This is a genomic window from Pseudarthrobacter sp. YAF2, from assembly GCF_052113345.1.
Taxonomy (GTDB): Bacteria; Actinomycetota; Actinomycetes; order Actinomycetales; family Micrococcaceae; genus Arthrobacter.
In genome coordinates this window covers 24,199-33,256 of the sequence record NZ_JBFRDA010000029.1, presented here as the reverse complement: position 1 = coordinate 33,256, position 9,058 = coordinate 24,199, and the positions used below count along the sequence as shown (strand labels likewise).

Here is a 9,058-nt window from a genome sequence, read left to right as displayed (position 1 = left end):
GACACCTGGTCATAGCCGGTAATCTCGGCGAGGTCGGCTTCGAGGCCGGAAATCAGCTCGCGCCAACCTGCGGTCTGGGAGTCCGGGGCGAACGGGTGGATCGAGGCGAACTCCGGCCAGGAAATGGCCTCCATCTCGGCCGTGGCGTTGAGCTTCATGGTGCAGGAGCCCAGCGGGATCATGGTCCGGTCCAGAGCCAGGTCCCGGTCCGAGAGCTTGCGGATGTAGCGCAGCAGTTGGGTCTCGGAGCGGTGGGTGTTGAACACCGGATGCTGCAGGTAGTCGGAGGAACGCTCGACTGCGGTCTCCAGCGCAAAGCCAGCGTGATCGGCAATCGTGCCACCGAAGATCCCGGCAACCTCGGCGACGATGGCCGGCGTCGTGGTTTCGTCCAGGGAGATGCCCACCGTGTCGGCGTCGATGAGGCGCAGGTTGATGCTGCGTGCCTCGGCGTCGGCCATGATGGCGGCCGCGCGTCCGGGGACCCGCACAGTCAGGGTGTCGAAGAAGCTCTGGTGCAGGACCTTGACTCCCGCAGCAGCAAGCGAGGCAGCCAGGCTGCGGGCGTGGCCGTGGGCCGTTTCGGCGATCGCCTTCAGGCCGTCCGGGCCGTGGTAGACGGCGTACATGGAGGCGACGATGGCCAGCAGCGCCTGCGCGGTGCAGATGTTGGACGTCGCTTTTTCGCGGCGGATGTGCTGCTCACGGGTCTGCAGCGCCAGGCGGTAGGCGGGAACACCGGCGTCATCCTTGGACACGCCCACCAGACGGCCGGGCAGCGACCGCTCCAGGCCCTTGCGGACAGCCATATACGCGGCATGCGGGCCGCCGAAGAACAACGGCACGCCAAAACGCTGGGCGGAACCGACCGCAATGTCCGCGCCCTGCTCGCCCGGAGGCGTGATCAGGGTCAGCGCCAGCAGATCCGCGGCAACGGTGACCAGAGCGCCGCGCTCCTTGGCGGCTGCGATGACGCCGGACTGGTCCCAGACCCGGCCCGAAACGCCGGGCTGCTGCAGCACGATGCCGTTAATGTCGCCCTCGGGCAGGCCTTGGGACAGGTCCGCAACCTCGACCTCGAAGCCGAGCGCCTCGGCCCGGCCCTGGACGATGGCAATGGTCTGCGGCAGCACGTCGATGTCCAGGACGGTCTTGCCGTCGGCGGCGGGCTTGGCCTTGTTGGACCGGCGCATCAGCAGCACGGCTTCCGCCACGGCGGTGGCTTCATCCAGCAGCGAGGCGTTGGCGATGGGCAGTCCCACCAGGTCCTGGACCATGGTCTGGAAATTCAGCAGTGCCTCGAGCCGGCCCTGCGAGATCTCAGGCTGGTACGGGGTGTAGGCGGTGTACCAAGCCGGCGATTCCAGGATGTTCCGGCGGATCACCGGCGGCGTGACGGTGTCGTAGTAGCCCTGTCCGATCAGTTGCACGGCCGTTTTGTTCTTTGCGGCCAGCTTCCGGAGTTCGGTGAGGACTTCCACTTCGCTGAGGGCGTCCTGCAGGCGAAGGGCGGTTTCCTGGCGGATGACTTTAGGAACGGCGGTGTCAACCAGGGAGTCGACAGTGTCGTAGCCAACGGCTTTGAGCATGGTGTCGACGTCGGCCTGGCGGCGCGCGCCAATATGGCGGTCTACGAAGGTGGTGGAGGCTGGGCTAACCGGCACGAAGGAACTCCATTTACTCAGGCGGCGCAGGGTACGCCACAGCTAGTCGGGTTCCTCCCCGCTCTGTATTGGACCTGAGAGTTTCCGCGGTTCCTGCCTGGCAGGACCCGCTTGCACCGTCGGTGAGCACAGCAGCTCCGCGCCCCAATCGGGACAGGAGAACCGCCTGCTGCTTTCCAGAGGTGCCTCGCCGCGGCGGTACGGGGGCCTGCGAGATTCCTGGGGAGGATTTGCTCCTACGGCGCCTGCCTGTACACCGGCAGAACTCTCCCGCCGCAGATCAAAGGCTATTCACTTGTTGGACCAGTCATGTACTGGATCATTCGGGCCGGTGACAGCCCTCACAACATTCCATTGTCCTATGCCGCAACCCTTCCCGGCAAATGGCGAAGGCTACCTGCGGAGCCGCTCCAGAGCTGCCAGGAGTTCCGCCACGTCAGCGTCCGCTCCCCCTTGCGGCGCCGGGCCGACGGACAGCATGGCATTGAAATACAGCCCGTCCCCCATGTAGAGGACCGCCTTAGCCAGCCCCGGCCCCACATCGGCCGCGATCTCATCCAGCCACCGCTGCTGGATAGCTGCGAAACGCCGCCGCGTTTCCTGGTGCGCCACCTCCGCAAGCCTGGTGGCGGCGACGATGGCCCGGTCCAGCGGAGTGTCCGCCCACACGGAGGACCGAATGAAGTAGGCAGCCGCCCCCTCGCCGGCCGCGGCCATGGCATCGGCGTCCTCCTTGGCCAGCCCGTCCAACCGGTCCAGCAGCACCTCAATGAGCGCTTCCTTGTTGGGGAAGTGGTAGAGCAGGCCACCCTTGGATACGCCGGCCTTCTTGGCGACTGCATCAAGCGTGGCCGCCCGCTCCCCCACGTCGATCAGCAGGGTTTCGAAGGCGTCAAGGACCGCATCACGGGCTACTGGCTGTCGAGGCATGCTTCCCATCATGCCCCGCGGCGGCGGAGAAACGGGAAATCGCCGCATTTCAAACTATACCGTCTGGACGGTATAGTTATTCCATGACGACTTCCCCCTCAACCCTGGCGCCCGCACCCGCCAGCGGGCCAGCCACACGCTCCCCGCGGCGCGACTGGCTCGCGCTGGGGCTCCTCATGTTCCCAGTGCTGCTCGTCGCCGTGGACAACACCGCCCTGACGTTCGCCTTGCCGGCCATCACCCGCGCCCTGGAACCCTCCGGCGTACACCTGCTGTGGATTATTGACGCCTATCCGCTGGTATTGGCCGGACTCCTGGTGTCGATGGGAAGCCTTGGCGACAGGATCGGGCGGCGCCGGCTGCTGATCATCGGCAGCATGGGCTTTGCCGGCCTGTCCGCCGCGACGGCTTTTGCGCCCACCGCGGAGTGGCTGATCGCCGGACGGGCAGCACTGGGTTTCTTCGGGGCGATGCTGATGCCATCCACGTTGTCGCTGATCCGCAACATCTTCCCGGAGCCCAACCGCCGGCGGATGGCCATCGCCATCTGGGCGGCAGGTTTTTCGGGTGGAGCCGCTCTGGGGCCGATCTTCGGGGGCTGGCTGGTGGAGCACTTCTGGTGGGGCGCCATTTTCCTGGTGGCGGTGCCGCTCATGCTTCCCCTGCTGGCGCTCGGGCGGATCTTGATCCCGGAATCCAAGGACCCGTCGCCGGGGAGAGTGGATGTCCCGAGCATCCTTTTGTCCATGCTGGTGATGGTTCCCACGGTCTACGGCATCAAGGACATTGCCACCGAGGGGCCAGGCCCGGCCGGCCTCGGCAGCATGGCTTTCGGCCTGGCGATGGGCGTAGTGTTCGTGCGGCGCCAGCACCGCCTGGAACACCCCCTGCTGGATATGTCGCTGTTCCGGAACCGGGTGTTCAGCATGGCCATCAGTGCCAACATCCTGGCCCTGTTTTCCTTCAATGGTTTCATCCTGTTCCTTGCCCAGCATCTCCAGCTCCTTGAGGGCCTGACCCCGTCCGCCGCGGGCGTGGCAATGATTCCGGCACTCGCGGCCACAGTGGTTGCCGGCTTGGTGGTGGTGCCGCTGGTCCGCAAAGTGCGGCCGGGGTATGTGGTGGGTGCCGGCCTGGCTTTCAGCGCTACGGGCTACAGCCTGGTGACGTTCGGCAACCACGACGGCGGCCCCGCACTGCTGCTGGCGGCGCTGCTGATCCTGGCGCTGGGCGTGGGGACGGCGGAAACCATTTCGAACGACCTCATCCTGGGATCCGCTCCGCCGGAAAAATCCGGTGCCGCTGCCGCCATTTCCGAAACAGGCTACGAGGTGGGCTCATTGCTGGGTACGGCCGTCTTGGGATCCATCCTGACTGCCTCCTACCAGCACAACCTGCACCTCCCGGCCGGATTGGACGCCATGCTCCCGGGGACTTCGCTGCACAATGCCGGGGAAACGCTGGCCGGCGCCATGGAAGCGGCCGCCGTCCTGCCCGGCCCGCTGGCCGACGCCGTCCGGGATGCCGCCGCCGCTGCGTTCGATTCCGGCGTGCACATCACGGCGGCGATTGGGCTGGTGCTGATGGCGACGGCGGCAGTCCTGGCCGCCGTCGTCCTCCGCAAGGTGCCGAAGGCCGCCTGACCCAACGAAGGCAAAAAAATTGCCCGGTACCGGATCAGTTCCGGTACCGGGCGCCCACACGTCCAACTGCGGGACGCGTGGCTTACTTGGAGTCCGCGGCAGTGACGCTGGCCGTGGGCTTCATGTTTTCGGCCTGCACCATCCAGGCGAACTGCTCCAGCCGGGCGATGAACTCGTGCAGGAGATCCGCGGAGGTGGGGTCTTCCTCATCCACCTCGTCATGGACTTTCCGCATGGTGCCCACGGCAGCTTCGAGGGCGGCCACGATCCGGTCAATAGCGTCCTTGGTGCTGATCAGCCCCTCGGGGAACTGGGCCAGACTGGTGGATTCGGCAACGGTGGCGCTGCGGCCATCCGGCAGGGCGTGCAGGGCGCGCATGCGTTCGGCCGTGTCGTCGGCGAACTGACGGGCCGCGTCGACGATTTCGTCGAGCTGCAGGTGGAGGTCGCGGAAATTGGTTCCCACAATGTTCCAGTGCGCCTGCTTGCCCTGGATGTGCAGTTCGATCAGGTCCGCCAGGACAGCCTGCAGGTTGTTGGTCAGGGTCGGTGAAGCTTTCATGCATCCTCCTCGATTGGTCCAGTAAGGCCGACGCTACCAGCGACGGACGGCCCTGCGGTGGGCAATCCGGAAATTTCTCAGTGAGCTTACTAATTATGGAGATCAGTCATAAACGAACGTGATTCATATTGCGTCTTGCATCACAGGGCCGGCACCCTCATACTAAATGAACGCCATTCATATAGTGACCTCCGTCTCACGGCCTTCCAGAAAGTGGTGCCATGACAGAGACAATCCGCACCAGTACCTCAAAATCCGGTCCCCATGCCCATGCGCCGTCCGCGGACGGCATCAGCGCCAAGGGACTCAAGGGCGGCCAGCTCGGGCTCCTCGCCGTCGTCGTCCTGGGCATTTCAACCATCGCCCCCGCTTACACGCTTACCAGCGCGCTTGGACCCACCGTCAACGAAGCCGGGCTCCAGCTGCCAGTCATCTTCCTGATCGGTTTCATCCCCATGATCCTGGTCTCGCTCGCCTACCGGGAACTCAACGCCGATTCCCCGGACAGCGGCACCACCTTTACCTGGGTCACCAAAGCGTTCGGCCCCTGGATCGGCTGGATGGGCGGTTGGGGCCTGCTGGCCGCCAACATCGTCGTGCTGTCCAACCTGGCCGGCGTCGCCGTCGATTTCTTCTATCTCTTCCTGTCCCAGGTCGCAGGCTCCCCCGAGCTGGCAGGCCTCGCGGACAACAAGGCGCTGAACGTCATTACCTGCTTCGTGTTCGTGGCGCTGGCAGTCTGGGTGAGCTACCGCGGCCTGCACACCACCAAAGTGGTGCAATACAGCCTGGTGGGATTCCAGCTGTTGGTCCTGGGCCTGTTCGTTGCCATGGCCTTCGCCAACTGGTCCACGTCCGAAACGGCAATCCCGTTCAGCTGGGACTGGTTCGACGTCACCAAGATCGAGACGTTCGGCCAGATTGCCGCCGGCATCTCGCTGTCAATCTTCGTGTACTGGGGCTGGGATGTGTGCCTCACGGTCAACGAGGAAACAGCGAACGGCCAGAAGACTGCCGGACTGGCCGGCACCCTCACCGCCGTGATCGTCCTGGCCATCTACCTCCTGGTCAGCATCGCCACCATGATGTTCGCCGGCGTCGGGGATACCGGCAACGGCCTGAACAACGCGGACAACCAAGAGAACATCTTCACGGCCCTGGCCTCCCCCATCATGGGCCCCTTCGCCATCCTGATGTCCCTCGCCGTGCTGTCCAGCTCCGCGGCTTCACTGCAGTCCACGTTCATGTCGCCGTCCCGGAGCCTGCTGGCCATGGCGCACTACGGCGCCCTGCCGGAACCGTTCAGCCGGATCAGCAGGAAGTTCGCGACGCCGGGCTACGCCACCATTGCCGCCGGAATCCTGTCCGCCGGGTTCTACGCGGTGATGCATGTGGTCAGCGAAAACGTCCTGAATGACACCATCCTGGCCCTGGGCCTGATGATCTGCTTCTACTACGGCCTTACGGCGCTGGCCTGCACCTGGTACTTCCGCCACAGCCTGTTCAACAGCATGCGCCACTTCGTGCTGCGGTTGGTCTGCCCTGTAGTGGGCGGGGTGGGATTGTTCGTGGTGTTCGTCCAGACCGCCGTGGACAGCCTGGCGCCGGAGTTCGGCAGTGGTTCGGAGGTCTTCGGTGTGGGCCTGGTGTTCATCCTGGGCATCGGCATACTGGCCCTGGGCGCCGTCGTCATGCTGGTGGTGTCCCGCACGCACCCGGGCTTCTTCCGCGGCGAAACGCTCAAGAAGGACACGCCCGCCCTGGTGGTCCCGGAATAGGTCAGTAAGTACGAAAGGTGCCGTGCCCCGCCCGGGGCACGGCACCTTTTTCGTTGTCACCAGTAGTGCGCCACGTCCACCACCAAGCGGGAGCCGGAGCCCGGCCCATCCAAGGTGAGTACACGGAACGGCAGGCGCGCCCGCACGCCCAGTCCCAGGCTTGTGTAGCCCTCGAAGCTTCCCGCGGAAACCACGTGGCGGAAAGTCTGGTACCCGGAAACGTTGCTCAGTTCAGTGGTGTTTCCGGGGGTGTAGGTGGGGTTCCCGTTTTGGTCGTAGGAGGGGGCCTTGATGCTGATGTGCAGGCGTGCACCGCCCCTGACGGGAATGACGGACCCCGAGCCCTCCTGCTCGATCCGGGGTACGTACTGCACTGTGTAGGAGACGGCGGGCCCGTTGAGGTCCACAACCAGCCGGTCGAAGCAGTAGTGCTGGCCCGTCCTGACGTTCGTGACGGATGCCGTACCGGTATCCTGGCCGGATTTCGCCAGCGAGCCCCAGGTGAGGCCGCAGTATGGGGCGGCGGACGCCGGGCCCGAGGACACGAATCCCACCCCCACGGCCAGCAGGATGGCCGAGAGCCAAACAGAGAATTTTTTCATTGCCGCGCCAGCCAGGAATAAAGCCATTGGATGCTTCCAGCGTAGGAGCGTTGGAAGCCGGAAACGAGGGAGCATTTTGGTAACGACGGCGGCGTGAGACAACGCGGCGCCGGCCACCCCACAGGGGCAACCGGCGCCGGAAAGAACGGGTAGGGGTCAGCCCTCGCAGTCGCGGCAGTACTTCAGGCCGTCCTTTTCGCGGGCCACCTGCGACCGGTGGCGGACCAGGAAGCAGGACGAACAGGTGAATTCGTCGGACTGCTCGGGAACCACAATGACGGTGAGTTCCTCGTTGGACAGGTCGGCGCCGGGGAGGTCGATGCCTTCAGCGGTGTCGTTCTCGTCGACATCGATGACTGCGGTCTGCGCGTTGCCGCTCCGGGACGCCTGGAGGGCCTCGAGGGAGTCAGCGGGAGACTCTTCTTCCTGCTTGCGTGGAGCATCGTAATCGGTAGCCATTAGCGTGTTCACTTTCGTTGCTGCACAGCGCCATTTCAGGCACCTCAGTGCAGCAGTTTAGGCCATGATCCCGCTACCGGCGCAATAGTGTGGTCAAGCAGACATTTCGCCGGTAGCAGCGCCTGTCCGGGCGTGCTCCGACCGGGCCTGGTCGGCTCCGACGGACACACCGCTCAGTGCCGGGAGCCACCCCCACCGGGTGGCGTCGGCCATCGCCGCGGTGGCCTGGGACTCGGATTCACAGGTAAAGGTGTCCAGGGCCCAGTCGCGGAGCCGGGCAAGCAGGGTAGCCGTCATCCCTGAAACCTACGCAGGCATTGTTGTGGCCACGTTTCGCCCCGGTCTCCCCCGGATTAAATCCGTTGCCGAATCCAGGAGGATTCTTCAGGGGGTTCTTCAGGCAGGTGGCGCCGTGCTGCTGCGCAGGACCAGTTCCGGCTGCACCACAAGAGTCCGCGGTCCCTCTGCGCCGTCGAACGTCGTGAGCATCATCTGCATACAGCGCCTGCCCAGTTCTTCGAAATCCTGCCGGACCACCGTCAGCGGCGGGCTGAAGTACGCGGATTCGGGTTGGTCATCGAAGCCCACCAGGGAAACGTCCTTCGGCACGTCCAGGCCTGCTTCGTTCAAGGCACGCAGGATCCCCAGTGCCATCTGGTCGTTGCCCACGAAGAGGGCGGTGGCGCGCCGGTCAGCCGCCAGCCGCCGGCCAATGTCGTAGCCGCTGCCGGCGCTCCAGTCTCCCTCGATCAGAAGATCCGCCTCAAGCCCGGCGGCCGCCAGGGTGGAGCGCCAGCCGTCGGACCGCGCCACGGCGTCAATCCAGTCCTGCGGCCCCGCGACGTGCCCGATCCGGGTGTGGCCCTGCGCTAAGAGGTGCCGGACGGCCAGTTCGGCTCCCTTGCGCTGGTCCACCCGGACACCGCCAACAGCGTCATTCCCGTCGGAGCCAACGGCCACCACCGGAACGCCAATAGGCAATTCCGCCAGCGCCGCCAACGTGGCCAAGTGCGGAACAATCACCACTATTCCGTCCACCGATTGGTCCAGGAAGTGCCTGACGGCGTCCAGGATCGAGTCCCTGGTGACTTCCCGCAGCGCAGCAACGCTGACAAAGTACCCTGCGTCCCGCGCCGCCCGTTCGACTCCCAGCATGGTGTTGGCGGGGCCGTACTGCGACAGCTCGCTGCCCAAGACACCGATGGTTTGCGAGCGCCGGGTGACCAGGCTGCGGGCGGCAGTGTTGCGGCGGTAGCCAAGTTCGGCAATCGCCGCTTCCACCTTGTGCCGTGTCCCCGTGCTGACGTTGGGGTGGTTGTTGACCACCCGCGAGACGGTTTGGTGCGAGACCCCGGCCAGCCCCGCCACGTCCTCAAGCCTTGGCAACCGCCGGGGCCGGGAGCTGGGCTGCGCCACGGGA

8 protein-coding genes, 1 pseudogene and 1 riboswitch are annotated in these 9,058 nt (G+C 65.3%); of the genes and pseudogenes, 2 read left to right on the top strand and 7 right to left on the bottom strand.

What is annotated here, in order from left to right; all coding sequences use genetic code 11:
- Positions 1-1,664: pseudogene (locus AB4Y79_RS21030) on the bottom strand (glycine dehydrogenase (aminomethyl-transferring)); the annotation flags it as partial.
- Between the two features lie 186 nt (positions 1,665-1,850).
- Positions 1,851-1,947: riboswitch (glycine riboswitch) on the bottom strand.
- A 110-nt stretch (positions 1,948-2,057) separates the two neighbouring features.
- On the bottom strand, positions 2,058-2,594 hold the full coding sequence (locus tag AB4Y79_RS21025; RefSeq protein ID WP_441866041.1) for a TetR/AcrR family transcriptional regulator: 537 nt from the start codon (positions 2,592-2,594) through the stop codon (positions 2,058-2,060).
- Between the two features lie 83 nt (positions 2,595-2,677).
- On the opposite strand from AB4Y79_RS21025, the gene AB4Y79_RS21020 reads away from it, so the two are divergent.
- A complete protein-coding gene (locus AB4Y79_RS21020) occupies positions 2,678-4,237 on the top strand; it encodes an MFS transporter (RefSeq protein ID WP_441866039.1) in 1,560 nt (519 codons plus the stop codon).
- A gap of 82 nt (positions 4,238-4,319) precedes the next feature.
- Here the strand turns inward: AB4Y79_RS21020 and AB4Y79_RS21015 are convergent, their stop codons facing one another.
- On the bottom strand, positions 4,320-4,799 hold the full coding sequence (locus tag AB4Y79_RS21015; protein WP_308932036.1) for a Dps family protein: 480 nt from the start codon (positions 4,797-4,799) through the stop codon (positions 4,320-4,322).
- Between the two features lie 221 nt (positions 4,800-5,020).
- On the opposite strand from AB4Y79_RS21015, the gene AB4Y79_RS21010 reads away from it, so the two are divergent.
- Positions 5,021-6,577 (top strand): APC family permease, encoded by a 1,557-nt coding sequence (locus tag AB4Y79_RS21010; protein ID WP_441866036.1) that lies wholly within the window; start codon positions 5,021-5,023, stop codon positions 6,575-6,577.
- Between the two features lie 56 nt (positions 6,578-6,633).
- On the opposite strand, the gene AB4Y79_RS21005 is transcribed toward AB4Y79_RS21010, so the two are convergent.
- From AB4Y79_RS21005 to AB4Y79_RS20990, 4 genes are all read right to left on the bottom strand, one after another.
- Entirely contained in the window at positions 6,634-7,179 is a 546-nt protein-coding gene (locus AB4Y79_RS21005; protein ID WP_441866034.1) for an AMIN-like domain-containing (lipo)protein, read from the bottom strand.
- A gap of 156 nt (positions 7,180-7,335) precedes the next feature.
- The gene (locus AB4Y79_RS21000) at positions 7,336-7,638 is read right to left on the bottom strand and encodes a DUF4193 domain-containing protein (RefSeq protein ID WP_018762118.1); all 303 of its coding nucleotides are present in this window, start codon (positions 7,636-7,638) and stop codon (positions 7,336-7,338) included.
- Between the two features lie 93 nt (positions 7,639-7,731).
- Positions 7,732-7,935, bottom strand: a complete 204-nt coding sequence (locus AB4Y79_RS20995) for a hypothetical protein (protein ID WP_441866032.1) — start codon at positions 7,933-7,935, stop codon at positions 7,732-7,734.
- Between the two features lie 99 nt (positions 7,936-8,034).
- Positions 8,035-9,054 carry a LacI family DNA-binding transcriptional regulator gene (locus tag AB4Y79_RS20990; protein ID WP_441866030.1) on the bottom strand — a complete coding sequence of 340 codons (1,020 nt, stop codon included), beginning with the start codon at positions 9,052-9,054 and terminating at the stop codon, positions 8,035-8,037.
- Positions 9,055-9,058: the final 4 nt, after the last annotated feature.